This is a genomic window from Streptomyces sp. ISL-98 (assembly GCF_018614055.1).
Lineage (GTDB): Bacteria > Actinomycetota > Actinomycetes > Streptomycetales > Streptomycetaceae > Streptomyces > Streptomyces spiramyceticus.
In genome coordinates this window covers 33,722-60,510 of the sequence record NZ_JAGGPB010000025.1, presented here as the reverse complement: position 1 = coordinate 60,510, position 26,789 = coordinate 33,722, and the positions used below count along the sequence as shown (strand labels likewise).

The 26,789-nt window shown below is 68.4% G+C and carries 18 protein-coding genes and 2 pseudogenes; 10 read left to right on the top strand and 10 right to left on the bottom strand.

All coding sequences use genetic code 11. From position 1 onward, the window contains the following. Positions 1-129: 129 nt before the first annotated feature. The 5 genes and pseudogenes from J7I98_RS17630 to J7I98_RS17615 all read right to left on the bottom strand — a co-directional run bounded on the left by J7I98_RS17630 (position 130) and on the right by J7I98_RS17615 (position 5,652). Positions 130-1,122: a PD40 domain-containing protein gene (locus tag J7I98_RS17630; RefSeq protein ID WP_214921677.1), complete on the bottom strand. Its 993-nt coding sequence runs from the start codon at positions 1,120-1,122 to the stop codon at positions 130-132. Then, entirely contained in the window at positions 1,119-2,381 is a 1,263-nt protein-coding gene (locus J7I98_RS17625) for an MFS transporter (protein WP_214921676.1), read from the bottom strand. The genes J7I98_RS17630 and J7I98_RS17625 overlap by 4 nt, the downstream gene beginning before the upstream one ends. An 85-nt stretch (positions 2,382-2,466) precedes the next feature. Further along, on the bottom strand, positions 2,467-3,714 hold the full coding sequence (locus J7I98_RS41045) for a discoidin domain-containing protein (RefSeq protein ID WP_251020815.1): 1,248 nt from the start codon (positions 3,712-3,714) through the stop codon (positions 2,467-2,469). A gap of 57 nt (positions 3,715-3,771) precedes the next feature. Beyond that, positions 3,772-4,602: pseudogene (locus J7I98_RS41040) on the bottom strand (chitosanase); the annotation flags it as partial. A gap of 456 nt (positions 4,603-5,058) precedes the next feature. Next, positions 5,059-5,652 carry a hypothetical protein gene (locus J7I98_RS17615; RefSeq protein WP_214921675.1) on the bottom strand — a complete coding sequence of 198 codons (594 nt, stop codon included), beginning with the start codon at positions 5,650-5,652 and terminating at the stop codon, positions 5,059-5,061. Between the two features lie 957 nt (positions 5,653-6,609). Between J7I98_RS17615 and J7I98_RS17610 the strand changes: the two genes are divergently transcribed. The 4 genes from J7I98_RS17610 (at position 6,610) to J7I98_RS17595 (ending at position 12,488) form a co-directional block, all read left to right on the top strand. Next, complete coding sequence (locus tag J7I98_RS17610) at positions 6,610-7,503, top strand: trypsin-like serine protease (RefSeq protein WP_214921674.1); 894 nt, start codon at positions 6,610-6,612, stop codon at positions 7,501-7,503. 348 nt (positions 7,504-7,851) lie between these two features. Further along, a complete protein-coding gene (locus tag J7I98_RS17605; protein ID WP_214921673.1) occupies positions 7,852-9,402 on the top strand; it encodes a DUF4331 domain-containing protein in 1,551 nt (516 codons plus the stop codon). A gap of 210 nt (positions 9,403-9,612) precedes the next feature. Further along, positions 9,613-10,920 (top strand): tetratricopeptide repeat protein, encoded by a 1,308-nt coding sequence (locus J7I98_RS17600; RefSeq protein WP_308377838.1) that lies wholly within the window; start codon positions 9,613-9,615, stop codon positions 10,918-10,920. Continuing rightward, a complete protein-coding gene (locus J7I98_RS17595) occupies positions 10,917-12,488 on the top strand; it encodes a nickel transporter (protein ID WP_214921672.1) in 1,572 nt (523 codons plus the stop codon). Before J7I98_RS17600 ends, J7I98_RS17595 begins: the two co-directional genes overlap by 4 nt. A 169-nt stretch (positions 12,489-12,657) precedes the next feature. Here the strand turns inward: J7I98_RS17595 and J7I98_RS17590 are convergent, their stop codons facing one another. Beyond that, complete coding sequence (locus J7I98_RS17590; RefSeq protein WP_214921671.1) at positions 12,658-13,986, bottom strand: S1 family peptidase; 1,329 nt, start codon at positions 13,984-13,986, stop codon at positions 12,658-12,660. 195 nt (positions 13,987-14,181) lie between these two features. Between J7I98_RS17590 and J7I98_RS17585 the strand changes: the two genes are divergently transcribed. Beyond that, entirely contained in the window at positions 14,182-15,570 is a 1,389-nt protein-coding gene (locus tag J7I98_RS17585) for a histidinol-phosphate transaminase (protein WP_214921670.1), read from the top strand. Between the two features lie 82 nt (positions 15,571-15,652). On the opposite strand, the gene J7I98_RS17580 is transcribed toward J7I98_RS17585, so the two are convergent. Together J7I98_RS17580 and J7I98_RS17575 are read right to left on the bottom strand one after the other, a co-directional pair. After that, entirely contained in the window at positions 15,653-16,039 is a 387-nt protein-coding gene (locus tag J7I98_RS17580; protein WP_214921669.1) for a hypothetical protein, read from the bottom strand. Between the two features lie 9 nt (positions 16,040-16,048). Further along, the gene (locus tag J7I98_RS17575; RefSeq protein WP_251020801.1) at positions 16,049-17,218 is read right to left on the bottom strand and encodes a serine hydrolase; all 1,170 of its coding nucleotides are present in this window, start codon (positions 17,216-17,218) and stop codon (positions 16,049-16,051) included. 192 nt (positions 17,219-17,410) lie between these two features. Here J7I98_RS17575 and J7I98_RS17570 point away from each other — a divergent pair, with 192 nt between their 5' ends. After that, positions 17,411-19,108, top strand: a complete 1,698-nt coding sequence (locus tag J7I98_RS17570) for a hypothetical protein (RefSeq protein WP_251020800.1) — start codon at positions 17,411-17,413, stop codon at positions 19,106-19,108. A gap of 121 nt (positions 19,109-19,229) precedes the next feature. Further along, positions 19,230-19,748: a hypothetical protein gene (locus J7I98_RS17565; RefSeq protein WP_214921668.1), complete on the top strand. Its 519-nt coding sequence runs from the start codon at positions 19,230-19,232 to the stop codon at positions 19,746-19,748. A 499-nt stretch (positions 19,749-20,247) separates the two neighbouring features. On the opposite strand, the gene J7I98_RS17560 is transcribed toward J7I98_RS17565, so the two are convergent. Next, the gene (locus J7I98_RS17560) at positions 20,248-20,631 is read right to left on the bottom strand and encodes a hypothetical protein (protein ID WP_214921667.1); all 384 of its coding nucleotides are present in this window, start codon (positions 20,629-20,631) and stop codon (positions 20,248-20,250) included. Positions 20,632-21,127: 496 nt separating this feature from the next. Between J7I98_RS17560 and J7I98_RS17555 the strand changes: the two are divergent. The 3 genes and pseudogenes from J7I98_RS17555 to J7I98_RS17545 form a co-directional block, all read left to right on the top strand. Further along, positions 21,128-21,568, top strand: a pseudogene (locus tag J7I98_RS17555) (transposase); the annotation flags it as partial. A gap of 716 nt (positions 21,569-22,284) precedes the next feature. After that, positions 22,285-22,854, top strand: coding sequence for a dihydrofolate reductase family protein (locus J7I98_RS17550; protein WP_214921666.1), 570 nt, complete (start codon positions 22,285-22,287; stop codon positions 22,852-22,854). A 9-nt stretch (positions 22,855-22,863) separates the two neighbouring features. Then, on the top strand, positions 22,864-23,805 hold the full coding sequence (locus tag J7I98_RS17545) for a GNAT family N-acetyltransferase (RefSeq protein WP_214921665.1): 942 nt from the start codon (positions 22,864-22,866) through the stop codon (positions 23,803-23,805). Here the strand turns inward: J7I98_RS17545 and J7I98_RS17540 are convergent. Continuing rightward, positions 23,800-26,514: an AAA family ATPase gene (locus tag J7I98_RS17540; protein WP_214921664.1), complete on the bottom strand. Its 2,715-nt coding sequence runs from the start codon at positions 26,512-26,514 to the stop codon at positions 23,800-23,802. The two genes, J7I98_RS17545 and J7I98_RS17540, sit on opposite strands and share 6 nt — an antisense overlap. Positions 26,515-26,789: the final 275 nt, after the last annotated feature.

Sequence of the window (26,789 nt, the reverse complement as noted above, 5' to 3'; positions counted from 1 at the left end):
GACCACGGCCTTGAACGTCGAGCGGGCCGCCGGGATGACACCCGTTGGTAGTGGCAGTGGCGGGCAACGGCTTGGCGGTGTTTCGCCAGGCCGTTCCGTGAAGCAGGTCGCAGAGACGGCTGCGCCGCCTCATCGAGTGCCGGTCGGGACCAGGCTGGGCGAGGACGCGCCGCGGGCGGCGAGATCCGGCTCGCCCGTGCCGTCAGCCGGAACGGACCAGACGTCCGAGGAACCCTTCGCAGCGGCCGGAAGAGCGTAGGCGACCGTCGTGTCGTCCAGCCACGCGGCCTGGTCGTCGACGCTGCGCGTCTCGGTCAGCGGGGTGTCGCGCATCGTCTTCAAGTCGAGGACATGCAGCTGCCAGGGATTCTGGGCGCCCGCACGGACGCGTTTCTTGTAGGCGATGCGGGTGCCGTCGGGTGAGAGGGAGGGGCACTCGACGTTCTCGCGCAAGGTGCGGGCCGTCCACTTCTTCATGTCGCCCTCGACCAGGTAGGTCTTGCCGCGGGTCGACACGGTCGCGTAGAAGCGGTTGTCGTCTCGGCCGAAGGTGATGCCCCAGTAGTTGACATCGGGTGCGCTGTAGCGCTTCTTGTCCATCGAGAGCTGGATGGTCTCCATGTTCTTGATCAGGTAGCCGGTCCTGGTGTCGAGGATGCCGCTGCGCGTGGAGAACGAAGAGCCGGCGTACGAGTCGCCGCTGACGAAGACCGTCCAGGAGATCATCCGTCCGGAGGGGGAGACCCGGGCCCGGTTGGGGGTTCCGCCGAAGGTGACCGTCCGCTTCGGCTGCAGTGAGCGGTCGAGGATCACTGCCTGCGTCCTGGGCGGGATGCCTGGTTTGGTGGCGAGGCAGACGGCGCTGCTGCCACTGGCGTAGAAGCGTCGGCACGACAGGCCGGTTACCTTGCGTCCCTCCTCACTCTGCGCGCCGATCGTGCCCTTGGTCGTACGCAGGTACAGGCCGGGAGTGTTGTCGAGGGTGATGGTCGAGGATTTGGGTGCTGCGGACTCGTTCCGGTCGGCGGCGCGGACGGTGTACACCACGGCGATCGTAGCCAGCAGGGCGGCGGTGACGGCCACGGCTGTGACACGGGCATGCAGGGACAGGGCGGGACTCATCGGGGCTCCGGGAGGGTGGCGGTCAGCAGCAGGAAGGTGATCAACAGGGCGGCGGCCAGGGCGGCGCAGGCCAGCGCAAGGGCGGCGTGCATGCTCCACACCGTCCATGCGGCGCCGAACAGGACGGAGGCGAGCAGGCGGCCGATGGCCTGACCGGACTGCAGTAGCGCCAGCCCGCCCGCACGCTGCTCCTCGGGAATCACCGGACCGCCAAGTGCCATGAGTACGCCGTCCGTTGCCGCATAGAACGTGCCGTGCAGGATCAGTACGGAAAGGACCAGCGTCCAGCCGGCGGCTGAGGAGAACAGCATGAGATACGTGCCCAGCAATGCCAGATGCCCCAGCAGGTACGGGACGCGCCGGCCGATTCGGTCGGCGGCCCGGCCGAGCGGTACGGCGAGCAGTAGATAGACGGCCGCACTGCCCAGCGGGAGGAGGGGGAAGTAGCCGGTGTCCAGGTCGAGTCGTTTCTGCAGGACGAGGTAGAGGAAGCCGTCACCGACGGACACCAGGCCGAGAAGGGTGGCCGCGGTCAGGATGCGGCGAAAGGCTGGGGCGGCCAGCAGGCGAAGGGTCGACCTCAGGGTGGCCGTCCTGCCCGCCGGGGCCGGTCGGGACTCACGGCCCGGCACGAACGCGAACAGAAGCAGGACGCCGAGCACGCCGAAGCAGAAGCTGACGACGAAGACGGCGTCGTACGCGTCCGCCGTCACCCACAGCAGGGCGAACGCCACGAGCGGACCGAGCAAGGCGCCTGTTGTGTCCATCGCGCGGTGCACGCCGAAGGCGCGGCCGAGATCGCGCTCGTCGCAGCTGGTGGAGATCAGCGCATCACGAGGGGCCGTCCTCACGCCCTTGCCCATGCGGTCGGCGGCCAGCGCGGCGGACAGGGCCGGGGTGGAACTGCCCGCGAGCAGCAGGCCCAACTTGCAGACGGCGGACAGCGCGTAGCCCGATCCGGCGACCAGCTTGTGGCGCCGCCAGCGGTCCGCGGCGTGCCCGCCCGCGAGCCGCACGAACGCGGTGACGCCGTTGTAGAGCCCGTCGAGGAAGCCGAACTGGAGTGGGCTGAGCCCCAGGCCGAGAACGAGGTAGAGCGGAAGGACGGCGGTGACCATCTCGGAGGAGACGTCGGTGACCAGGCTGACCGCACCGAGCGCGATGACCGTGGAGGACACGCGCGCACGGCGGGAGGATCGTTCGGAGGCGCGGGACGCAGGCGTCCGAGGTGGGCTGCCCCTGCCGGCGGAGAGGTACATGGGTGCTCCTGGTGCGCGTCCACCGGTGTGCCCACTGCGCCCGTGGCAGGACGCGGACACACCGGCGGATGCTGGTGGCTGCGGATCAGTGGCAGGAGTAGGTGGGGCTGGTGTCGAGGACGGTTCCGTCGGTCTCGACGAACTGCGACCTGAATCCGGTGTCGGTGAAGTCGAGCTTCACCACACCGAACTTGTCCCAGATCCGCTTCGCGCTGTTCTCCTGGATCGTGTCGCCCTCGCCGTAGAGGTCCTTGCCGCCCGCCCCGCCGAGGATCTGGACGATGCCGTTCGGATCGGCCGCACCGTCACTTGTCTGCGGTGCGAACCGCTCGTAGTGGTGGTCGTGTCCGCTGAGCACCAGCTCTGCGTCGGCGCCTTCGAGGAGCTTCCAGACGGGTTTGCTGACCGGGACGTTGCCGTGGCTGCCCGAGCTGAACAGTGGCTCGTGCCAGTAAGCGGCCACGCATTTCTTGCTGTTGGCGGTGAGATCGGCCCTGAGCCAGTCGATCTGCTCCTTCTCGTCGAAACGGTTGGAGTTCAATGCGACGAAGTGCCAGTTGCCGCGGTCGTACGAGTACCACATCTTGCCCTTTGGGGTGGCCCGGGCCCCGAAGTACTCCCGATAAGCTTTCTCGTCCCTGTTTTCCCAGTCGTCGTAGGACTCGTGGTTGCCGGGCACGGGGTGGGTCTTGTCCTTGAAGCGTCCCCAGGACTTGTCGTAGTAGTTCGTGAAGTCCTCGATGTGGGCGTCGTCGTACTGGTTGTCGCCCATCGTGATGTAGAACGCCGGATCAATGGCCATCGCCCGGTCGGCGGTCTTGAAGTGCTGGCAGCCTGCGTCACCCCGGTTGCACTGAGCGGCGATGTCACCCGCGCCCACCACGGTGAACGCGCCCACCGGGTCCGGCGGGTGGGTCGGATCCGGATCTGGATCCTGGCCGGAGCCGGTGGTGCCGTAGACCTCGGCCTCGAAGAGCGAGTAGCCGTAATCGGTACCGCGCGTGGTGCCGTACACCCGCAGATAGCGGCCGTTGCCGGTCAGGCCGGTCCACTCGTCCGTGCCGCCGTTACCGGACGTCTCGTTCGCCAGGCGGGTCCAGCTGGAGCCGTCTGCCGAGATCTCGATCCGGTAGCCGGTCGCGTAGGCGGCCTCCCAGGTCAGCTTCACCTTCGAGACGGTGGCCCCGGCGCCGAGGTCGACGCGGATCCACTGCGGGTCGGAACCCTCGGCGCTGGCCCAACGGGTTGAGGTGCTGCCGTCGAACGCCTTGTCCGGCGTCAGGGACGAGTCCTCGTTGGAGGACGAAGATGCCGGCTTGCCCCGCGAGATCAACTGCTGTTCACCACCGCCCGGTCCGGACGGATCCGGATTCGGGGTCGGATCAACCGCTATGCGGAACTCGTCGCCGTAGACGTGCCAGGTCAATGGCGTGTCGAGGTGGAGGTTGCCGTTGTCCAGGAAGACTCGCTGGGCGGTGTCGACCCGGCTGGTGTCCTCGTGCGCCGCCTCCTTTTTCATCTCCTCCACACGCGCATCGAGGAACGCGTGCAGATACTCGGTCTCGTCCCCGCCGTCGGCCGGGGTGTCGGCATTGCTGCGGGCATCGGCGCGGATCGAGTCGAAACCCTCCTGGCCGTGCATGACGATGGCGTCGTAGTACGTGAACTGCCCGAGCTCATGCAGGCCGTCGCTCTTGGCCCGGGACACGGACGGCCCGAAGTAGACGCGGTCGCGCTCGTGTTCCTGCGCGGCCCGGAACTCAGGGGTGTGCGCGGCCTGCTTCCAGGCGTCGGTGAAGCCGGGGTCCAGCCCCTCGTGGGAGTCGCTGCCGTCGACCTCGCGCAGGGCGGGCAGGTACTCGGCGAGCGGATTGTCCGGCACTTGGTCGGTGTAGTACTCGACGAGTTCGAGCATGTCATGCGTGCCGGAGCAGAAGCCGACGATCCCGGCCGTGTAACCGCGCCCGTCCTTGATGTCCTCTATGTAGTCGTACTCTTCGCGCCAGTCCAGAGACGAGTTCTCGGCGCTGGAGACCAACTGCATGGCGATCTCCTTCTTCGCCGGATCGTCTAGACCGGCCGCCTCCGCAGCCTGGCCGACACTCAGGACCACCACGGCCGGGACGGCCGCGAGCGCCATCGCCAGCGTCATCCTGAGTCCCCTGCGGCGGTGGCGCCGCCGAGGTGGTGGGAAACGCCACCTCAGAGAGGGAATTGGCATGTGACTCTCCGCTTCCTCGCCTGGGTCGAGCGCTGACGCAACTGGGTCCGGCAGGGACGACAGCGCGCGCCAGGCGGAATGTCAGGGCCGACGGGCCTGATGGTTAGGAACCTTTCCTTTCTATTGGGTCCTGTGGTCACCCACAAGAGTCGGGACACAAGAAATGCGGCGCCGCGAGCGACGCCGACCGCCCACCGAGAGTGGTCGGGCATGCCGCAGCCGTGCCGCCAGTTGGGCCTCCACGCGTCTCCGGTGCACGTGAACTGGGCGGGCAGGGCGGCGGTGAGGGTGTTACGGCTGTCGCGTCCTTGGCGTCGGCCGGGTCAACGGCGTTCTCCTGCACGGTCGTAGCGATCCGTTCGGCGCCGCTGGGCTCGACGACCAGGCGCTCATATCGAGCACACGCGTTTGAGACGAGGTGGATTGGCTCATCAGCCCTCCATCCACTGCGGCATGTCAGGGGCCACGGAGGATGCCAATCACGTCGAGTGCCTGGCGAATACGATTCCCCCACACGAGGGTGAATGCGATCACGATGCATCCGGCCTTCATGATCGGTTCCGTACTCTCCGGCAGGCCCAGCAGCGGGACAGCAACAGCAGCGCCGACTCCCAGGACGGTTGCGGCGATGATCCGGAGCGCGTCCCGGTCGGGGACCGGTGCTACGCCATTCATCTGTTCGGGGTTCAGGAGTGCCCCGATCCGAGCCTGGCAGTACCGGTCCGCGATCGTCAGGAGCAGGTCCCCCAGTTCTCGGAGCGCTTGCTGTGGCTCGCTGTCCAGCCGCCACTCCGCATTGCGCAGGACTGCGACGACCTGACGCTCGTGTGCCCGGAGCGCCTTGCGGCGGTGCGACAGCCGAGGAACAGAGCTGCGGTGTCTGTGGGCGGCCCGTAGTCCCCGAGTGACGGCCCCGAGGCGCCGGGAGGCCCGGCGCAGCGCAGGGCCCTGCTGCTCGCCGCCCGCCGCGTAGGCAGCGGCGCACGCCGAGATTGCCTGGGCGATCTCCATGACCAGTGCGTACCGGCGTGCCGCGCGCAGCCATTCCACGCGTACCCACCAGCCGTAGGGCGGGGACAGGCACTCCCTCAGGGCCGACAGAATGGAGACCCCCCGCAGATCGCACCGAAGGCCACCACGGCCGTAGCCGCGTCTCCGTAAGAGATCCACAGCGACCGCGGGTACTCCTGCGAGCGTCCAGGATCATTGATAGCCCCCGGGCCGGGTCCAGGAGGTCCAGGAGGCCCGCCATTGTTCATAGTTCCGGTGTCGGGACCAGGATGACTGAGAGACCCAGGAGGTCCGGGATTATTGATAGCGCCGGGGTCGGATCCAGTGTCAATGACCAGGGCAACCATGGAAACGATGAAGGCGATAGAGAGGGCAGCCCTGACTGCGAAGAGGGGCAGCCATAGCCGTAGGTGCTCGCGGCGGCGGATGGCCACCCGAACCCGGAGCGGGATTGCCCTGTTCACGCCAAGGCAGCGGAGATTGCCGACAAGCCGCCCAAGGTGCACGTCAGTTGACATGACGGAGCATCCTGCCATGGACGTCCATGCGGCGGCACCCGTCGGCAGAGCTGGTCTATGGAGCGCCCGCGAGTGCAGCGAGGGCGAACGGCCTGGGAGAGCGGCGAGCGATGGCCATACGCGGCGCTAAGGCCATGGCCTGCATGGTGAGTTGGTCGTTGTGCCGACCATGGGGAGCGGGCGCTGGACCGTGCTGGGCCCCCAAGACCGCGTCTGCAGAAGAAATCCCGCGGGCGAGTGAACCTGGCCCGCTCTTTTTCCGTCTGAGAGACGGAGTGGGTAATGCGCAAGGCGGCGGAATGGCAGCCTTCAACCGTGGAATTGCGCTCGCACCTTTGACGTGCTCACACAGGTGCTTCTAATGTGAGTCGGCGTCCCAACACCTCGCGTGCGCAAGCTCATTGACGAGCTCCTTCGGCTCGTCGATTAGGCATGCGTGCTGCCGCGGTGTCATTTCACGAATCGGAGACAACCCCCCATGCGAATTCCATTCTTGCGCCTCCAGTCGAGGCAGATAACCGCCGCCGGTATGGCGGCGGGCGTGGCTCTCAGCCTTTCCATATCGGCCGCAGGTACGGCCCAGGCGGCCCCGGTGGCGAAGGACGGGGGCCGGCCCGGCGCCTACATCATCGGTGGCGTTGAGAAGCCCAACGGTTCCTACCCGTTCATGACCGCGCTGCTGAACAAGGGCAACGGCAGCCCGGTGGACCGGCAGTTCTGCGGCGGCAGCCTGTTGTCCCAGGATGTCGTGATGACTGCCGCGCACTGCGTCGAAGGCACCAAGGCCAAGACCATCGAGCTGACGGTCGGCCGTACCGTGCTGTCGGACAAAAGGCAGGGCTCCCTGCGCAACGTGTCCGAGATCGTCGTGCACCCCCGCTACGCCAACGGCCAAGAGGCGTACGACATGGCGTTGCTGGTGCTGGACAAGCCGGTCACAGGCATCGCTCCGGTAGTGCTGCCGACCCAGGGGACCGACGCTCTGATCCGCCCCGGTGCCTCGGCCACCGTCGCCGGCTGGGGTAACACCAACACCGAGATCCCGTCGTTCCCGGACCGGCTGCGCGCGGTGAACGTACCGGTGCTCTCGCACATCGAGTGCAAGGCGACCTATCCCGGCTACGACAAGCGGGTCAACGTCTGCGCGGGCGTCGAGGGCAAGGACTCGTGCCAGGGCGACAGCGGCGGTCCGCTGTTCCGTAAACTTCCCGGCCGCCAGGGCGTCTACCAGATCGGCGTCGTGTCGTACGGAGACGGCTGCGCGGAGCAAGGGGCTCCGGGCGTCTACACCTACACCGGCTCAGCCAAGCTGTGGAAGACGCTGGACGAGTCCGCCAAGGGCAAGAAGGTAAAGCGGCTGCTCGGGCGCTGACCCACTGATCACTGGTTGCCCGGCTCTGCTGCTGCAGGGCCGGGCAACTGGCGCATGTGGCCGCCGCGCAGCACGCCTGCTGATACGAAAGCGGCTGCCGTAGCGTTCATCCATACCTGGGATGCGCCCCATCCACTTCTTCTGACCTGCCGAGACACCGCTGCAGTACTGGCCCTCACCAGCGGGGTCACCAGCGAGTGTTCCATCTCCTCCAGGTCCCGTACGGCCGGCTCGAAACACGTAGGTGCGATCTTTCAGCGCTCGAGACCGAACAAGACGGGTGCCGCGCACGTACTGGACGTACAAGCAAGCCGGTACGGACGAGATGACGGATGAAGGACGGACGAGATGACCGCAATCACCAGAAGCGTGTGGACTTGGCGGAGTCGCGGGAGCGTCGCTCTGCTCGTCTGTGGTGCGTTGGCCGGCGGAGGACTCGCAGCTGCCGGCGTGGCCGTGCTGGAGCCGCAGACGGCGACCGCCTCCAGCCACCGGGAAGCCCCCCTGATCTCGGGGCAGCCCCAGTTCGACAATACGGATGTGTACGCGTTCGTCAGCCCGGACCATCACGACTCGACGACTCTGGTGGCGAACTGGCTGCCGTTCCAGGAGCCGGCGGGCGGCCCCAACTTCTACACCTTCGCCAACGACGCGCGCTACGACATCCACATCGACAGCGACGGTGACGCCCAGGACGACCTGCTGTACCGGTTCACGTTCAAGGACCACCGCAAGAACGAAAACACCTTCCTCTACAACACGGGGGCGGTGGAGAGCCTGGACGACCCGGACCTCAACTTCACACAGACGTACGACATCGAGCTGCTGCGGCTGGAGCACGAGAAGGTCGTCTCACGGCACAAGGTCGCGAAGAGCCTTCCGGTCGCCCCGTCGAACGTCGGCAAGGCGTCGATGCCCGACTACCAGAAGCTGCGCGACCAGGCGGTGCAGAAGGTCCCCGGTGGGCTCAAGGCCTTCGCCGGTCAGGCCGACGACCCGTTCTTCCTCGATCTGCGGGTCTTCGACCTGCTGTACGGCGGTGATCTGTCGGAGGTCGGGAACGACACACTCAAGGGCTACAACGTCAACACCATCGCCCTGCAGGTGCCGAACTCGTACATTCGCGAGTCGGAGAAACAGCCGGTCGTCGGCATCTATGCGACGACGGAGCGCAAGACCGCCTCCGGCGCCTGGACGCGGGTGTCGCGGCTCGGCATGCCGCTGGTCAACGAGGTCGTCAACCCGGTCAAGGACAAGGACAAGTTCAACGCGTCCTCGCCCGAGAACGACGGGGACTTCCTGAAGAACGTCACCGAACCGGAGCTGCCCAAACTCATCGAGGGCATCTACAAAATCAAGGCTCCGGCCGAGCCGCGCAACGACCTCGTCTCGGTGTTCCTGACCGGTGTCAAGGACGTCAACCAGCCGCCGAATGTCACACCGTCGGAGATGCTGCGCCTCAACACCTCGATCAAGCCGGTCGCGGAGCCCAAGCGGCTGGGTGTGCTGGACGGCGACAATGCGGGCTTCCCGAACGGACGACGTCTGACGGACGACGTGCTGGACATCGCGCTGCAAGCCGTCGAGGGCGAGCTCGTCGGCTCGAAGAACGACCTGGGTGACGCGGTCGACGCCAACGACAAGGAGTTCGGCAGTAGCTTCCCGTACGTCGCCCTGCCCACCTCCGGTTCCGACGGCAAGAAGGCGGCGGAGGCAGGCACCAAGACGGATGCCACGGGCCTGACGGGCGGACTATCCCCCATCACTGGGTCGTGGGACGACAACACGGTGATGCTCGTCTCGGCACTGTCGGGGGCTGTGAGCGTGCTGCTGATCGGCTTCGGCATGGCCTACGTGCGCTCGCGGCGTCAGCCCGTACGCCGGTCCTGGCTCGGCTGACGTCCCGCCGCGGAGCGCGTATCCGGGGGCTCGGCCCTCTCCTGACGGCCGGGCAGCGTAGTGCGTCAGCCCCACGGCGCGGCCCGGCCACCCCACAGAGAAGACCCGTGAAAACCGAGGAAGGCGAGACGGATGCTCGTACGGAAGCCGCTGTTCATGCGATGGCATGAGCGAGGGCATGGGCCGCGGCGGTGGCGGATCGCGGCAGTCGTGGCGGTGGCAGTGGGGCTCACCGCCACCTCGGTGGCGATCGGGGCCGACGGCGACTCGGGCCGGTCCGGGCGGGCCGCGCCCGCTCCCGCGGCGGACGCGTACGTCGAGCGGCTGACGGCCGGAGACCTCGCGCAGGGCATCGACGCCCTGCACGAGCACCTCCAGGGGCAGCCCAAGGACGCGACGGGCTGGGCGACGCTGGGCGCGGCGCATGTCGAGCAGGCGCGGACCAGCGGTGATCCGACGCGGTATGCGCAGGCGGAGAAGGCGTTCGGGCGGTCGCTGAAGCTGCGCCCGCCCGGCGAGAACGATGCGGCGCTCGCTGGCCGGGCGGCGCTCGCCGCCGCCCGGCACGACTTCGAGGCGGCTCTGAGCCAGGCGGACCGGGCGCTGCGCGTGAACCCGCACAGCGAGCGGGCGCTGTGCAGCCGGGTCGACGCCCTGGTGGAACTCGGCCGTTACGACGAGGCGTTGCGAGCGGTTGAGCTCGCCGACCGGCGCCGGCCCGGCATCCCGGTCTTCACCCGGTACGCGTACGTGCTGGAGCTGCGCGGCGACGCGAAGAAGGCACGCCAGGTGCTGCTGCGTGCGCTGGAATCCGCGTTCACTCCCGCCGATGTGGCGTACGTCGCCACGTCGCTCGGCCAACTGGCCTGGTCGCAGGGGCAGTACGGGCGAGCGCAGTCCCATTACGCGACCGCGGTGCGCGCCGATCCGGAGTATGTACCGGCGCTGGAGGGCCGCGGGCGTGCGTATGCCGCACAGGGCGAGACGAAGCGAGCCCTGAGTGATCTCGAAGAGGTCGTACGGCGATATCCGCTGCCGGGTCAGCTCGCCGCACTCGGCGAATTGCATGAGGCGGCCGGGCAACGAAAGCAGGCCGAGGAGCAGTACCGACTTGTCGGTACGTGGACACGGCTGGCCCGCGCCAACGGCGTCGCCACCGATCTGGAATCCGCTCTCGTCGAGGCAGACCACGGGGACGCCGCTCAGGCATTGAAGTCGGCGCGCGCCGAATGGTCCCGCCGAGAGACCGTCCACACGGCGGACGCGCTCGCCTGGGCGCTCCACGCGAATGGCAAGGATCAGGAGGCGCTGACGTATGCGAAGAAGGCGACGGCCGGGACGCCCGGCTATCGGAACGCTTCGTTCAGCTTCCACCGGGGCATGATCGAGCACGCCCTCGGCGACGACACGGCGGCACGCCGGAATCTGCGCGCCGCGCTGGACCTGAATCCGGGCTTCTCGCCGACTGCGGCGCGCGAGGCGAAGTCCGTGCTGTCCGGGCTTCGGGGGGATTCATGAGGCGCCGTACCACCGCTTCCGCTCTCGCCACACTGGTGGCCGGAGCGGCCTTGGCGCTGCTTCTCGCCCAGGCGGCGCAGGCACATCCGCTGGGGAACTTCACCGTCAATCAGTACGACGGTCTTGTCGTCGCTCCGGGGAAGCTGAACGTGGACCATGTCGAGGACCTGGCGGAGATTCCGGCCGCTCAGGAACAGAACCGTATCGACACCGACGGAGACGACCGTCTGGCGTCGGCCGAACTGTCGGCATGGGCCCGGACGCGGTGCGACGCCGCGGCACAGGGCGCTCAGCTCGTGGTCGCTCGCGGGGCGTCACAGCGTGGGAAGACCGCCTCCCTCTCGGCGGGAAGCGCGAAGGCGCAAGTACGTCCCGGGCAGGCCGGGTTGCAGACACTGCGCGTAACCTGCGAGCTGACTGCGCCGCTGCCGCGTGCCGAGCGAATGCGACTGGCGTACCGGCCGGCGGGTGTCACGACCGGAGCGGGGTGGCGGGAGATCATCGCGCGCGGCGACCGGATGGCGCTCTCGGGGTCGGACGTGCCGGGGGACTCCGTCTCTCGGCGGCTGACCGCGTACCCCGACGATGCGCTCTCCACGCCGCCCGAAGTGCGGTCGGCCGCCTTCACTGCCCGTCCCGGCGGGCCGGCACGCGCCGGGAGTCAGGAGGAGCAGAGCAGTTCCCCGACAGCCGGCGTGCTGCCGCGCGGGGCGGACCGCTGGGCCCAGACGCTGACCGGGCTGGTGGCCCGGCACGAACTGACCGCAGGCTTCGCGGCACTCGCGCTCGGCGCATCTCTGCTGCTGGGTGCGCTCCACGCGCTCGCCCCGGGGCACGGCAAGACGATGATGGCGGCCGCCGCCACGGCGGGCGGCCGAAGTTCTCTGCGTGACGTGCTGGCCCTCGGAATTTCGGTGACCATGACCCACACCCTGGGCGTCTTCGCGCTGGGTGCCCTGATCACCGCGGGATCGGCGGCCGCACCCACCGTCGTCTCCTGGCTGGGCGTTGCGAGCGGCACGTTGGTCGCGGGCGCGGGCGCTCTGCTGCTCCGGAAGGCGTGGCGACAGCGTCATAGCCCCCACGGGCACAGCCACAGCCATGGCCATACGCACGGGCATGCCCATGAGCACGACCGGACGCTCGCGGACCACCGTCATGAGCACGGCCCGGCGAGTACTCACACCCACGGCGAGGACCACGGACACTCACACTCCCATGTCCCTCCCGCTCCCGGCCTGCGCGGCGTCATCCTCCTCGGCTTTGCAGGCGGGCTGGTCCCGAGCCCGTCCGCCGTCGTCGTCCTGGTGGGGGCGGCTGCGCTCGGCCAGGCCTGGTTCGGGTTTCTGCTGGTCCTGGCGTACGGAGCCGGGCTCGCGCTCACACTGGCGGGGGCCGGGTTCGCGGCAGTGCGGTTGAGGGAAACCACAACACGCAGGCTGATGCGTCGGCCGCGAGGCCGGGTCATTTCGCGTGCCCAGCGCGCGGCCCCGCTCGGCACGGCCGCCGTCGTCTTGATGCTGGGGTGTGGGTTGTTGCTCAGAGGGGCTGCGACAGCGCTCAGTTGAGACACTGTGGACAGGGGGATGGGGTCGCACCGGGGCCACGGTGCCAGGGAAGCGGAGCGCGGACCGCCGTAGGCATCGAGGAATGACACTGCGATCCTGAAAGCGGTCCGCTCGACCCTGGCATGGTGGCCCCGGCACTGACACCGTGGCCTGTCACCGCCGTCCGGCTTCAGCCCCAGACTTGGGAGTACTGCCTGCGATAGCTTCTGCGGTCATGAGCTGACCGGATCCAACGGGTGGCCATCAGACCGAGGAGACTTACAGCGACAACCAGCAGCCCCGGCATGAGAGTCCGCAGGCTGACACTTCCGGTAGGCAGCGTCACACCTTCTACCGCCCCCGGTATGGAGGTTCCGGCGGCAGCCGGTGGCGAGGCGGCTGCGCCACTACCCTCTTCGGCCGCTGTGGTGGCGCCGGCCACGCTCACCCCGAGGGCTGCCATCGCCGTGGTCGTCGGCTGGAAGTAAGTGAGACCACCGGTGGTGCAATCGCCGTTGCCGCCCGAGGTCACGCCGAGCGCCAACCCCTGAGCGAACAGCGGGCCACCGCTGTCGCCAGGCTCGGCGCAGACCGTCGTTTCGATCAGTCCCGTCACCGTGCCCTCGGGAAAGTTCACCGTCGCGTTCAACGCGGTCACCCGGCCTGAATGCACCCCGGTGGTACTGCCACTGCGGAAGACCTGTTGGCCGACGAACGGATCGGCGGCCGCGGTGATCCGTACCTCCCGGCCACCACCGATCCCCACTACGCTCCTGCCACTGGAGGCGTCGCCGTTCTCGTACTTGACGAGGGAGAAGTCGCTGCCGGGGAACGTACTGGCCGTTGTGGTACCGACCCGCCCGGCGCCCTGCGCGTCCTGGAACCAGGCGGTGCCGAGCGGACCGCAATGCCCCGCCGTCAGAATGAAGTTGTCCCGGCCGTCGGTGACATTGAATCCTGCGGAGCAGCGCCCGCCGTCGGCGAAGACCGGGGCGCCACCACTGACCCTGGTGGTGAAGGACCCCGTGGTCCGTTGCATGTGTACGAAGCTGCCGATCTGATCGGCGAGGCCGGTCATGCGTGACCAGTCCCCGGCCGAGACGGTGCTGTCGGCATGCACGACGACCTCGTTGGACGCGTAGTCCACCACCCATGCGGTGCCGGGCACCCGGGGTGCAGCGCGCAGAGCATCCGTGGCCGAGCGGAGCCGGTGCATGCTGTGGCGGACAAGTTTGGCGCGTGCTCCCGCCTGCCCGACCTCGGCCGCTGCTTCCGTATCGGTCACTGCCACGACCGGGCGCCCGTCGGGGCCGATCCAGCTACCGGCGGTACGGGATGTGCCGAGCCGTGCAACGAGACTCGCGCCCAACTCGGCGGGCTGAAGGGTGACACCGCTGTCCGCTCCTCCAGCTGATGGCTCGTTCGCCATCGCGGTGGTCATCATCAGACCGCCGGAGAGCGCTCCGCCGACGGCTGCCAGCCGTGCCAGCCTCTGCAGTCTGCGTCGTGCGTGCCTCATCAGTCACCCTCAAAGCCGTTCCGACACGACGTCACCAACGTCGGGAGCCGCGGGAGGCGGCCTCCTCTACATACGAGTCGTCATGAGGCCCTGTTCACTCACACTGGGCGGTTACTGAACGCCGCCTCACCGCCGTCCGTATACCGGGGCGGCCCTTCGTAAATGGACGGGCCTTCGCAGGCAGGGAGGCAGTTCATGGCCGGCAGCAATGTCACCGCACTCTTCCGTGCGTCCACCGCGCACAGCCCCTCGTACTTCACCCTGAACCGGGAAGGGGCCGGCGCGGCAGGTGAGATCACCGACTTCTGCATTCCCTGCAACCCGTACTTCCCCACCCCCGCGATGTTCGACGAACTCGGCAGCCGGCTCCGCGAGATTCTGACCTACTACCCGAGCAGTGCGGACACCATCACCGCCGAGTTGTGCCAGGTGCTCGGACTCAACCCGCAGACCGTCGCGATGGGGAACGGTTCCACAGAACTCATCACCTGGATCGACCACTTGCTCGTCCACGAGTCGCTGGCCGTGCCTGTCCCCACTTTCGGCCGGTGGACCGACCAGCCGATGGAAACCGGCAAGCGGGTCGACATGCTCCTGCTGCCGGAAGCGCACGGCTTCGGCCTGGATACGGAATCGTTCGTACGGTTCATCCGAACGCGGGGTTCCCGCGCGGCTGTCATCTGCAACCCGAACAACCCCGATGGCGGATTCCTGCCCAAGCAGCAGGTCCTCGCGCTCCTCGACGCACTCCAGGACCTGGATCTGGTGGTCGTAGACGAATCCTTCCTGGAGTTCGCCGACGCCGAACCCGAACCGAGCGTTGCCGCCGAGGCGGTGCTGCGGACGAATGTGATCGTGCTGCGCAGTCTCGGAAAGAACTTCGGACTGCACGGTGTGCGCTTCGGCTACCTGGTGTCGAACCCCGGGCTCGCGGGGAAGGTGCGCGCTGCTCTCCCGAAGTGGAACCTCAACTCCTTCGCAGAGACAGTGGTGTTCATGCTCAAGGGGCACCGCCAGGAGTACACGGAAAGCATTCAGCGCTCGCGCCGCGACCGGGAGGAGATGACCTGGCGCCTCTCCCAACTCCCGGGCCTGACCGTCTATCCCTCACAGGGCAACTTCGTCTACGTACGGCTGCCGGCAGGTGCGGACGGGACGGTTCTGCGCGACCGACTGCTCTCCGAGCAGGGAGTGTTGGTGCGTGACTGCGCCAACAAGGTCGGCAGTTCCAGCCGTTTCCTACGGCTTGTGGTGCGCCCTCAGCAGGATGTGTCCCGGCTGATCTCGGCACTGGAGCAGGTTCTGTACGGGCAGCTTCTGCAGGCACCCGAGGCGGCATGGACGCCACGACCACAGAGGTTCGCACAGGTACCCATGTCGGCGCCGCAGTCGCTTCCCCCGGAGCAACTGCAGCATGCCCCCGCAGCGATGCTCGCTCGGGACACTCAGCAGACGGTTTCCCCTCACGGCCTCGGCCCGGTACCGGCACAGGGCCGGCCTCCGAATACCGCGCTGCCAGGGGCGATGGCGAGGGGCTACACCTCGGGAACCGCAGCGGTGGACCGCCTCGTCAGCGGGGCGTGACGAGTTCGGCAAGCTGGGACCTGCCCGCATCGGATGGATCGGATGGATCGGATGGAGGTGGCTGGTGGGTTCCGGGGCGATGTCAGACCTGCGACCTGGGATCGGCCGTGGCAATAGCCTTACGGGCGGCGAGATAGCCCGCGATTTTGAACGCCAGCTCGTGGGAGCCGAACGTCTCGGCGCGGGCATGCCGCAGCACCACCCGGGTGGCGGTCACGAAGCCGTGCTCGGGCAGGGCCAACTGCTCCTTGATCCCCGCGGCGACCGCCGCGAAGAAGCGCGGCAGATCGCCGGAAGGTTCGTACTCGACCGTCAGCCCCTCGGCCACCTCGAAGGAGAAGCCCTCGGCCGCGGGCTCGAAATCCACCTCGATCTCCGCGAAGTGCGGCGCGCAGTTCTGCCTCGCATGCCGCACGAACACGCGACGGATCGGATACGGCGGAAACCGGGGCGGCGTCGCTGACGTCATGCCGGAACGCTACCCCTGCCCTGTTGCACCCGCCTCGTCGGACGGTTCATCACCAACAGCAACAGAACGTCTTCCGTACGGTTGCTCAGTTGCCCGGGGAAGCACTGTCATGCAGGAGCGCCGGCCATCACTAGTTGCACAGGGTGGTGTCGAGGAGAGCCAGCACATCGGCGGGGCCTGCCGGACGGTGGGTCCGTCGGCGGTGACGGCGATGGTGATGGCACGGCCGTCGTCGGTGACCCCGGTGCGCGTCTGGTAGCCGGGGATGTCACCGCCGTGGCCCCACGTCAGGCCGCCACAGCTGAGCGGCGTGCTGACCACACCCAGCCCGTACCGGGCCCCCTCCCACCAGCCGGCAGCGGCCGGGACCTTGACGGTGGTACGCAACTGGGCGAGCTGGGCGGGCTTGAGGAGCTTGCTGTCGAACAGGGCGGTGAAGAAGCGGTTCAGGTCGCTCGGGGTGGAGATGACCTGTCCGGCGGCCCAAGTCCAGGAGGGGTCCATCTTCGTGATGTTCTCCAGCGGCGCCCCGTGCTTCGCCGCGAAGTAGCCCTCGGGGTGAGCTTCCCGGATGCGCTCGTCGCCCACGCCGGGGAAGTAGGTGTGGCGCAGTCCGATGCGCTGGATGACGCGGTGGGTGATCTGCTCGGCGAGCGGGCGGCCGGTGACCTTCTCGATGAGCAGGCCGGCCAGGATGTAGTTGGTGTTGCTGTACGCCCAGCTGGTCCCGGGAGCGAAGAGTGCCCTGTGGGAGAGCCCCAGGTCGAGGAGGGCGCGGGGCTGGACGTAGGTGTGGCGGTCCTCGCCGGTGAGGTCGCCGACGAACGGGACGTAGTCGGGCAGTCCGCTGGTGTGCTGCAGCAGCTGGCGTACCGTGATGTTGCGGCCGTCGATGCCTTCGCCGCGCACCAGGTTCGGCAGGTACTCCTCGATGGGGGCGTCGAGGGTGACCTTGCCTTCGCCGACCAGCTGCAGGACGACAGCGGCGGTGAACGCCTTGGTGTTGCTGCCCGCCCGTACCTGCCCGTCGACCGGCACCTTCGCCTCGGTCTTCAGGTCCGCGACGCCGGCGGTGTAGTTGTGGGTGCGCCCGTCGCGGCCGACGGTGGCGGCCAGGGCGGCGGGGTACTGGTCGTCCAGACCATCCGGCGCAATCCGTCCCCACCGCCCAGTCTCCATGGCCACCCCAATGGCCAATTCGCCAAGCAGGATGCGGTTCAAGCGCGCGGGCGCCGTCGTCTCACTCGTTCGGGACCGGCCGCTGCGCCGATTGCCGTGCCTGCCCGATGCGCGTGGCGCAGTCATCGCGCAGCGTGGAGGGGGCGGGGCGGAGGGACCGCCACCGTCGTACCGCCATGTGAGGCCGAAGCCATGCAGAATGTGCGTTTGATCGCAGGTTCGGCGGACGGCGTCCCGCTCGGGACGCGACGCGAGGACGGTCACCCGCCCGGCGCCGGGGCGGCCGCGCGCCCGCTGCCCTGGCTGGCGGCCGTCGCCACCGCCTTCACACTCGCGCAGCTCGTCCTGGTCGTGCCCGGCCTCGGGCTCGGCTGGGACGAGACGGTGTACGTCAGCCAGGTCAGCCCGCAGGCCCCGGCGGCGTTCTTCAGCGCGCCCCGAGCGCGGGGCATCAGTTTCCTGGTGGCGCCCGTCGCGGCGCTGACCACCTCCGTGGAGGCGCTCCGCATCTATCTGGCGTTGCTGTCGGGCTGCGGCCTGTTCCTCGGGCTATGGGTGTGGCGGCGACTGCTGCCCGTTCCCGTGCTAGCGATCGCCGGGGCGCTGTTCGCGACCCTGTGGGTCACGATGTTCTACGGCCCGCAGGCGATGCCCAACCTGTGGGTCGCCTACGGTGCACTCGCCGCGGTCGGCTGCTTCCTGCGCGGCGCCCGGGACCCCGGAGACCGGTGGGCGCTGCCAGGCATGGGCGCCGGGGTGGCGCTCGCCGCTGTGATGCGTCCGTCCGACGCGGTGTGGCTGGTCCTGCCGCTCGCGGTGGCGGCGCTGCTCATGCGGTCGGCATGCCGCCGGCCACTGGTCGTGGTGACCGTGCTCGCTGCGGGGCTGGTGCTCGGTGGAGCCCAGTGGGTCGTCGAAGCGTACGCACACTACGGCGGCCCGTTCGCGCGGCTGCGGCGGTCCAGCGAGATCCAAGGGCACCTGGGCTGGTACTTCGCCGTCGACGACCATGTGCGAGCGCTCGGCGGGCGGACGCTGTGCCGCCCCTGCGACGTGCCCTGGCGGTACCCGCTCTCCGCCGTCTGGTTCCTCACACTGCCCTTGTTCGTGGCGGTCGGCGTGTGGGCTGCGGCCCGTACTCGCCACCGCACCCCGGTCATCCTGGCAACCGTGAGCGGACTGGCGCTGGCCGCGCCCTACCTGTTCGCCGTCGGCTACGCCGCTCCGCGCTTCCTGCTGCCCGCATACGCCCTGCTGGCCCTGCCCGTCGCTCAGTGCCTTGTCCGGGTGGCCCGCCGCACCCGGCCGCGGGGGCGCCGGACGCCTGTCGTCCTGGTCACGGTGGCGGTCACCGCGCACCTCGCGGTGCAATACCAGGTGCTCGACTCGGTGGCGGACCGGGTACGCCGCAACAGCGTCGCCCTCGGCCGCGTCGCCGCCGAGCTGCACGCGCAGGGTGTCCGCCCGCCCTGTGTGGTCAGCGGCGAGGATGCGATCCGGGTGGCGTTTCGCGCCGGGTGCGCCTCGCGTCAGCCCTCGGGGCACGACGTCAGCATCACACCTCAGGGCCTCACCGCCATGGGCAAGCGTCTGCCGGTGGCAGTCCTGGTCTCCGACAAGGGCGGCATCCCGTCGTACGCGCGCCGATGGCGTGTTCACCGGCTCCCGGACCTGGGACACGGAACCGGCCTGCGCGTATATCTGTCGTCCGCAGCCACACCAGCAGGCGAGAAGCCGATGTACGGAAGCCGTACGGCCGATACGTCCATGCGGCGCATGCACCGTTCCGCAACGAACAGCGCACAACGCGGTGCGCTGAGCGCAACCGCACACAGACGGAAGGCATGGCCACAGCACGCGGACAACAGGAGCCAACCGCCTGGTCATTGAGCCGGACCACCGCGACGCCTGGTAGACCCCAGATCCCCAGAAGCGGAGAACGGCAGCCACCCGCGCCCCTACGATGGTGGGCACGGCCGCCCGCGGCCGCGTCCACCTCGGGGAGGCCGCTGTGACATCACCTCAGGACTTCGAGGAGGGGCATCGCCCTGACTACCCGCCCAGGACGCCCCCTCCGCCCAAGAAGCCAGTCGAGCCGCCACGTCCGGAGAACCAGGCCGACGCAGAGACCGCGTTGATCGTGCAGCCGAGACTGCGGGCGCGGATTTCGAACCGCCGTGCCGCGAACTGGACTTACGAGGCAGCCAAGTGGTCCGCCCCGAAGGCCGGCGGGAACACCGTCGACAAGCTGCGCTCATGGGGTTACCGGATCGGCGAGGAGCACACTGCGGGAGAGCTGGCGGCCCGGCTGGTCACCGCAGCTCTTGAAGACGGAGGAAGCCGCATCAGTCTCCACCTCGCCGACCAGGACAACAAAGCCCTCATCCTCGTCCTGAGCCATCAGCCCGGGCACGCGCCCCTCGACGACACGCTTCTTGCGGAACTCGCGGCGTTGGGCGTGGTCTCATGCGGAGTGGACACCGACCAGGAGGACGGCGGCCGCCGCCGTTGGGTCCTCATCGACGTGTAAGGCTCACCAATCGGATTAGCGAAACGTAGTGATCCTGTGGCAGAGTGTGACGCGCACGCCCGGCGCCCAGGCGACGTCGGGCACCCTCCTCGGTAGGTCGCGAGACCTGCCGACCAGCGTCCGGAGGGACGTGCCACGCGGGCTGACGACTCCGGTCGTTCAGCACCAGGGCACGAAGGCGATTGGCTCACCTTCCTGAGGAACACTCAGGATCACTAAGCCAATCAGAGACGCTTCCCAAGGGAGAAGTCGAGCCTTGGGGCTTGGGTGGGAGTGCATGTCCGCCCCCGCTGGCCTGCGTCGTGAGGGCCCTGATCCTCAGGGCCCTTGCAGCCGCGCAGCGTTTCACTTGTGCGCGGCGCCACCTCACTGCCCAAGAGGAACTGCTGCGGTGCTTCCTGGTCAACCCGAGTAAACAGCTGCGTGGCATGAGGAGGCGCAGTGGGTCATGCCATCGCGGCGTTGCTGGTGCTTCCGGGCTCTGGTTTCAGGGGCACGGCTATTCAAAGACGATGTCGTACGTGTCCAGGAAGTACTTCCGGATCTCGGCGTCGCTGTATCCGTCCTCTCTCATTTCGTTGATCATGTACCCCACGACCTCGGCGACCGTATAGATGGTTCCGCCGGCCATGAGAGCTCCGGCTCCCGCCGTAGCGCCTTGCGCCAGGGCGTGGGCCAAGCTGGCGCCCACCGTGTGGGTAGCTGCGTAGCTGGCACTTGCGCCGAGCGGGGTGTAGAGCGTGCTGCTCACCGCCGTACTCAGCGCGTGCGTACCAGCTTGGTGTGCGATGGCGGTCGCCGCCGCGCCCTTGGCTGCCAGAGCGGCTTTGAGTGCGATCAGGCCCTTGGTGATCAGGATTTCCGTCCCTGGGAAGTAGACCATAATTCCCCTCTGCGACGTGGTGTTGCCAGTGTCGAAGGAACCTGCCGGGAATCAACGACTTGATTAAATCGAGCTCAAACTTTGATTTGGGGCGCCACTTCAATTCCTTACTTCACTTGAGAGTTCACCCAGCTCATCAATAAGCATCAAGTCGTAAAGAGCGCGTCACAGGCCCCGCGCCCCTCGCCATATGTCATGCCGCTCGTCAGGCGTCGGCCAGGACTCCGGTTCCCCCCAGACCGTCTCGGTGAGCGCGGCGATTTCCCACTGCGCTGCCTCAGTTGGCAGCTCTGCCATGACCTGCTCGGCCCCTCCCTTGGGGAGGCTGGGAGGGGCCACGTTGCCCCGGCCACGTGGCAGGACACGGGCGGGGCCAGGGTGGGATCTCTGCCCGGGGGAAGGAGGATCACCGCTGTCACAGCATCGCACTGGTTTCAGCCATGCGACAGGGTTGTGACTGGAATGCGTTGCGGGTGGAACCCGGCCCGGCTACCTGCGCCCGCACCCCGGCGCCCAGTTGCGCTTCACCGACCTCGACGGACTACGGCTCACCTGCTTCGCGACCAACACCAAGGGCGGTCAGCTCGCCGACCTCGAACTGCGTCACCGCCGAAGGGCCCGCTGCGAGGACCGCATCCGAAACGCCCGCGACACCGGCCTGCGCAACCTTCCCCTGCACGACACCGCGCAGAACCAGATCTGGCTGGAGATCGTCTCCCTCGCACTCGACCTCCTGGCCTGGATGCCGATGCTCGCCCTGACCGGCGACACCCGCCGCTGGGAACCCAAAAGACTCCGGCTCCGCCTCTTCTCCGCCGCCGCACGACTCATCACCACCGGCCGCCGCCACTGGCTCCGCCTGCCCGCCCGATGGCCCTGGACCGACGTCCTCACCCAGGCGATCGACCGGCTCCACACCTTGCCGAACCCCGGCTGACCAGCCACTTCACCCACCCCGACAACCCGCACCACCACCCCGGGAAGTGGAACTCGGCGCCCACCCGACGCGACGGCCGGGTCCTCGGCCTGCCCCGCACCCGAAGAGACCGCACCGCACAAACACCGAGCTCCCATCAGCGAACTGACGGGGACTCATGAACGATCGAGGCTAGGTCAGAAGCCGAGATCCACGCCCTGCCGAGGGTGGGAGGCGGACGCCGCCGCGCGGCTGCTGCCGCGGGAGCTGGTCTATACCGCGGGGGCGGACCTGCCGGCTCCCCTGGGCGGCGCGGCTTGACCGCTGTCGCCCAGGGGAGGGGCTGAGGAGCGGAAGGTGTCGGAGCACGTCGACGTAGTCACCCGCGGTCTTTGCCGCCGGAGTGGTAGAGGTGCCGGCGAAGTTCCAGCTGCTGGGGGGCGGCGGCGATCTGGATCGCGCCGACGCTCCGAACATGGCGTCCCCGTCGATGACCGCACGAGACTTTGCGGGTCGCGGGTGGCACGGGTGGGTGATCAGCCGGGATGGTTCGAGCGGCCGGCCGAGACGGCCTCGAATACGGCTCTGGCCGGTCATCTTAAGTCGGGGTGACCGATGCCGGTTCTGCGTGGCCGACCTACCGTCGATGACGTCCCCCCAACTTCTGTTGAGGAGCGGGCAGCGGCGGATCATCGGCCGTCGCTTCTTCGTCGTCATCTATCGAAAGCGGCTTCTGCATGCGCAAGCTCACTTACTACATAGGTTCCAGCATCGACGGCTTCATCGCCGGGCCGGAGGGGCAGTTCGACTTCTTCGCTTTCGAAGGGGATATCGCGGCCGCGATTCTCGCCGAATATCCGGAGACCATGCCGGTCCAGGCGCGCGAGTTGCTCGGCGTCGCTGGTGTGGCGAACAAGAAATTCGACACGGTCCTGATGGGGCGCGGCACTTATGAGCCCGGTCTGGCGATCGGCGTCACCAGCCCCTACTCCCACCTCAAACAGTATGTGTTTTCCCGGACGCTGACTCAGCTCGACCCCCAGGTGGAGATCGTCTCCGGTGACCCTGTGGAGTTCGTCCGCCGGCTCAAGCGGCAGGAGGGGATGGACATCTGGCTGTGTGGCGGCGGGACGCTGGCCGGTCAGTTGATGGGCGAGATCGACGAGCTCGTCATCAAGCGCTACCCGATGGTCATCGGTTCCGGTATCCCTCTGTTCCGCGCTTCCTTCGACCTGACCAAGTTCTCGCCGACCGACCACCGGGTCTTCAACACCGGCGCGACGATCACGACTTACGTCAATCACTGAGGAGACCCCATGTTGTTTCATTCCATGACCGAGGCCGACCTCGATCGCGTGACCGCCGTGACGGTCGACGAACCCATCAGCTGGATCCCCTCCGACCGCTATCTCGATGAACTGGCTCAGGGGATGTACCGGCCCGAGTGGACCTGGATCGCCGAGGACGGCGGCCAGGTGGTGGGCCGGGCCCTTTGGTGGGGACAGTCGCGCAGTGAGCACCCAATCGCCCTGGACTGTCTGCACGTCGATGCCTGCGTCGCCGACCGTGCGGCGGTCGCGGCCGAGCTGCTGACCACGAGTCTGAAAGCCTTCGCCGAGCAGGGCGCGAGCAAACTGCCGCTCTACAACCTGACACTGCCGTATGGCTGGCGCGAGGACCTGGCCGTCGCGGCCGCCCTGGCCTGGCGGCGCGATGCCGCGCTGGCGGCCGGGCTCACCGACGAGGTCGAGCGGCTGCGCCTGGAGTGGACACCCGATGCCGGCGTCCCGGCCGGCGGCGGCCGGCTCACCTTCGCCGAGGCCTCGGACGAGGAGTTCCTCCAGGTGTTCCGGCGGATCGCCGTGGGCAGCCTGGACCGCGAGACCCGCAGGAACCTGGCCGCCAAGGGTGCCGAGGTCGCCGCACGGGAAGAGATGGACTTCTACCTCGACTGCCCGGGCAAGCGCGAGTGGTGGCGCCTGGCCCGCACTCTCGAAGGGGAGGTCGCGGGGCTGGCGATCCCGTCGGCGACACCGTACAACCGCAACGTCGGCTACCTGGGCGTCGTCCCCGAGTTGCGCGGCCGGGGTTACGTCGACGACGTGCTCGCCGAGATCACCCGTGTCCACGCGGAGTCGGGCGCCGAGCTGATCACGGCCACCACGGACACGGGCAACGCGCCGATGGCCGCCGCGTTCGCCCGAGCCGGCTACCGGACCGCCCAGATCCGGATGATCTACTCGGCGCCTGAGTCATGAGCCCAGCAGCGCGGCGAGTTCATTGCGGGACGTGATGCCCAGCTTGGGGAAGGCGCGGTACAGGTGGTGCCCGACCGTGCGGTGACTCAGAAACAGCTGCGTGGCGATCTCACGGTTGGTTGCTCCGGTGGCGGCCAGCCGTACGACTTCGCGTTCCTGCGGGCTCAACCGGCTGATCCGTCTGTCCGCAAGACTGGTCGGAGCAGTGCTCTCGCCTGCGGCCCGAAGTTCCGCCCGGGCCCGGTCGGCCCAGGGCCGGGCGCCGAGCTTCTCGAAGATATCCAGCGCCTCACGCAGGTGGTCGCGGGCATCGATCATGCGCCGCAGGCGGCGCAGCCACTCCCCGTAAAGCAGCTCAGTGCGGGCCCGTTCGAAGTCGTTGCCGCTCTCGTGGAGGCGCACGGCTGTCGCGAAGTGCAGCTCGGCCTCCTCATCCGCACTGGTCAGGGCCAGACATCGGCGGGTCAGGGCAGTGAGGGCAGGTTGATGTACGGCGGTCGCCCATTCCTCCAGCAGACGCGCTGGTTCCTTCGCCCGCTCGGGACGGCCGGTACGCACTGCCGCCTCGACAAGATCGGGCAGCAGGAACAGGGCCAGCAGCGCGTGGCCCACTTCCTTCTGCGCCGATTCCAGCAGCTCCAGAGCCGCCTCCGCCCGCCCGAGGCCGAGTTCAAGCAGTCCCAGCGCCCACAGGGCGTCTGCTGTACCCCGTCCGACGTCGCGCGGACGCGTGTATTCCAGGGCCTCCTCCGCCAGGCTGCGGCTCTGCTCATCCAGTCCCTGGATGGCGGCCAGCGTCGCCAGGGCGGCCCGCAGGTGGGCGGCTCGGTGCGCCAGGTCGTAGTACTCGGCAAGCCGCAGTCCCTCGGCGGCATGCGCGTACGCCTCCTCGTGTCGGCCGAGGGCCAGCTCCGCCTGGGCGAGCAGGTGCAGAGTCGTGGGCAGCCAGCCGCCGATGCCTTGCTCCCGGCACTGGGCGACCGACGCGACGGCGACCTCGTACGCGGCCGCATGGTCGGCGGCCAGTTGGCAGTAAATGCCAGTCATCAGCCGGTCCATGACCGCGGCATCGGGATGACGGCTGATTCGCACCAGGTCATGAAGGGCGTCGAGTGATCCGGGTACGTCTCCGGCGAACAGGCGGGCGGGTACGGCGAGTACAGGCAGGTCCGGGGCGCGGGCCCCGACATCGGCGATCAGGTCGGCGTTGCCCGAGGAGAAGGCCGCGTGGATCGCGTCGACCAGGAGAGAGGCAAGATCGCCGGGGCTGCCGGGGCTGCCGGGGCTGCCAGGGCTGCTGGGGCCGATGAGGTCTGCGCATTCGACCAAGATGCGGCCGGCGGTTTCCGGTCTGCCGTAGCCCAGCTCGACGACTGCCCGTATGCGGGCGAAGCTCGCTGTCATGCCCGGATCGTGGAGAGGGAGCGTCACCTGGTCGGCCAGCGCGCCGCACCGCTCGTCCTGACCGGCGTCACTGGCCTTCTGAGCCGCGCAGATGAGGCGGCGCGCCCGCCTTTGCGGGTCCGCCGTGAGCTGGGCGGCACGCTCGTAGGCGGCGGACGCGGACGCCATCGCCTGTCTGCTGCCGGCCCACTCGGCAACCCTCTCGAGTTCGTCGGCGACCCGTTCGTCCGGGCCTGTCGACGCAGCAGCCAGATGCCAGGCCCGCCGGTGCGCGTCCCGGACGGTGTCCAGCACCTCCGCCAGCGCCTTGTGAGCGGCAATGCGCCTGGCGAGCGGGGCCCCCTGATAGGCGGCGTATCGGACCAGTGGGTGCCGGAAGCGCACCACCGCCCCGGACAGGAATACGAGCCCGGAGCGTTCGGCCGGTTCCAGGTCCTCAATTGCGGCGCCGAACCGGTCGGCGGCCCTCAGCACCAGGGCGAGATCTCCGGTGTCATCCGCGGCGGCCACGAGCAGCATCACCTGGGTGGCTTCGGGAAGGCGGCCGATCTGCTCCAGAAACGCGTCCTGAATCCGGCTCGGCAGCGGGGACGACGCCTCGGGCAGCGCCAGCGGGCTCAGATGCCCGGCGCGCTGCGCCGGGGTGAGCACGGCGGACAGCTCGATGAGGGCCAGCGGGTTGCCCTGCGCCTCCTCGATGATCCTTTCCATGACGTAGGGAGGAAGGCCCTGGACGAGCGTCGCGGCTGACGCCCGGTCAAGGCCTTCGACGGATAGCCCAGGAAGTCCGTTCACGACGGCGCCGCGGGCCCCGTCGCGGACAGCGAAGATCATCACAATGCCCTCGGCCCGCAGCCTGCGAGTGGCGAAGGTCAACACATCCACCGACGCCTGGTCGAGCCACTGCGCATCATCGACCAGGCAGAGGAGCGGGCCCTCGCCGGCGGCCTCCGACAGCATGGTGAGCACGGCGAGGCCGACGGTGAAGCGATCACGCACCACGTCTTCGGTGAGCCCGAAGACAGCCCTCATGGCTGCGGCCTGCGGACCCGGCAGTACGTCGAGGACGTCCATCACTGGCAGGAACAGCTGGTGCAGCCCTCCGAAGGCGAGCTCCATCTCTGACTCGATGCCCTCGACACGCAGCACGCGCATGCCCTCCGCGCGCTCGACTGCGTAGTCGAGCAGCGAGGTCTTGCCGATCCCCGCCTCGCCGTGGATCAGCAGGGCGCTGCTTGTTCCCCGACGAGCGCCGACGAGCATCTGGTCTATCCGGTCTCGCTCCGCGGTTCGCCCTTGCAGCATTGCCCCCTGCTTTCACACTTCGGTTACGCGTCTCAGGTCCGGCGAGACCGTGCAGTGGCAAGCCGGTGAGGAACTCAATGATCTCCTCCTCGGACACGTGCGTGCTCCTGGGGCGGTCCGGCAAGAGAGCTGATGGTTCGTCTGCTCAGGGGAGGCGTCTGAGGCCGGCAGCACTCGGACACCGCCGGCAGCTCGCTGAGTTCGGGCACGGTTTCGGATCTGCCGCAGGGCGAGCAGTCCGCCGACTCCCGGGATGAGGGCGCGCCATCGGGCGC